2 protein-coding genes and 1 pseudogene are annotated in these 1534 nt (G+C 76.2%); 1 reads left to right on the forward strand and 2 read right to left on the reverse strand.

The window, feature by feature from the left end; genetic code table 11:
* A partial coding sequence (locus D8M29_RS12025; protein WP_148111618.1) for a PAC2 family protein occupies positions 1–913 on the reverse strand: 913 nt, incomplete at its 3' end.
* Between the two features lie 160 nt (positions 914–1073).
* On the opposite strand from D8M29_RS12025, the gene D8M29_RS12030 reads away from it, so the two are divergent.
* Positions 1074–1418 (forward strand): HAD family phosphatase, encoded by a 345-nt coding sequence (locus D8M29_RS12030; protein WP_238693416.1) that lies wholly within the window; start codon positions 1074–1076, stop codon positions 1416–1418.
* On the opposite strand, the pseudogene D8M29_RS12035 reads toward D8M29_RS12030, so the two are convergent.
* Positions 1396–1534, reverse strand: a pseudogene (locus D8M29_RS12035) (undecaprenyl diphosphate synthase family protein); the annotation flags it as partial. The gene D8M29_RS12030 and the pseudogene D8M29_RS12035 overlap by 23 nt on opposite strands.

A 1534-nucleotide genomic window follows, 5' to 3' on the forward strand; every position in this document is an offset into this window, starting at 1 on the left:
TCCGCGCGATCGACTCGCCCGAGGCCTCCGGCAGCTGCTGGGTGTCCTGGGCCTCCTCGAGCTGCCGGACGTAGGCGGCGACGTCGGGGTCCTCGGCGGCCAGCTCGTCCACGCCGCGCTGCCAGGCCCTCGCGTCGTCCTCGAGCCCGCGCGTGGACACGCTCACGTGCAGCAGGTCCTCGACCGCCTCGACCAGCCCGAGCAGCGTCTTGGGGGAGGGCGCCTGGGCCACGTAGTGGGGCACCGTCCCCCACAGCGAGAGGCTCGGCAGGCCGCGGCGCGCGGCCTCGTCCGCGATGACGCCGATGATCCCGGTGGGCCCCTCGTAGACCGGACGGTCCGCGCCGACGGCCACCCGCACGTCCACGAGCGGCGAGGTCGGGCGGGCGCGCAGGGGCCGGGTGTGGGGCACGTCCGCCAGCAGCGCGCCCAGCGTCACGACGGCGTCCACGTCACGCGCGTCGGCCGCCGTGAACAGCTCCTCGAGGAACGCGCGCCACCGCACGTTCGGCTCCACGCCGACGGCGAGGAGCACACGCACCCCGTCCGGCGGGGCAGCCTCGCCCGCGACGGGCCGACCCTCACGGTCCAGGAGCGCCTCGTGCAGGGTGACCGCCGGCCAGTCCAGCGTCCCCAGCCCGTCGGCGTCGCGCCGGACCAGGGGTCGAGTGACCTGGTAGTCGTAGAACTCGCCGTCGCACACCCGTCCCGCGTCCGCCGCGTCCCACTGCTCCCGCAGCGCGCCCAGGGCCCCGGTCGCGGCCTCCCCGGCGTCGTTCCACCCCTCGAAGGCCAGCAGCAGGACCGTGGGGGCCCGCCGCCCGGCCTCGAGCGCGTCCACGGTCGCCGTCAGGTGGGTCCGCAGCGGGCCCAGGACGTCGTCCGGCTGGTCCTCGGAGGTAGCGTCGGTCATGGCGGCCAGCCTAGACACGGCCCGACGACGGGGTCACGGCCCGCGACCCGCCCGGCACACCCCGGCGGCGGCGCTCGATAGGATGCACTCCATGCCCCGCCACCCCGCGCCCGCCCCGGACGACCGTGCCCGCCGCCTGCCGCGCGCCGTCCTGTGGGACATGGACGGCACCCTCGTGGACACCGAGCCCCTGTGGAACGCCGTCCAGCGCCGGCTGGTGGTCGAGCACGGCGGCACCTGGTCGGAGGACCTGGCCGCCTCCCTCGTGGGACACCCTCTGGACGAGGGAGCGCGCCGCCTGCAGGAGGCCGGTCTGGACCTGCCCGTGCAGCGGATCATCGACCTGACGATGGACGAGGTCGTCCAGGGGGTCGTCGGCGGGGTGCCGTGGCGGCCGGGCGCCCGGGAGCTGCTCGTCGCGCTCGCCGAGGCCGGCGTGCCGGGCGCCCGCGTGACGATGTCCCATGCCCCACTGGCCCGCGCACTTCCCGGGAGAAGCCCATGAGGAAGCGCACCTCCTCCGCCGGGCGCCGCCAGTTCTCCGTGGAGAACGCATACGCGGACACGTGGCCGATCCCCAGCTCCACCGCCCCGGCGACGACGTCCAGCAGCGCGGACTCG

It is taken from the genome of Micrococcus sp. HSID17227 (genome assembly GCF_003989405.1).
Taxonomy (GTDB): domain Bacteria; phylum Actinomycetota; class Actinomycetes; order Actinomycetales; family Micrococcaceae; genus Micrococcus; species Micrococcus luteus.

Excerpts from the sequence above, each read along its gene's own strand:
- D8M29_RS12030 (WP_238693416.1), top strand. The coding sequence starts at position 1,074 with ATGGACGGCACCCTCGTGGACACCGAGCCCCTGTGGAACGCCGTCCAG.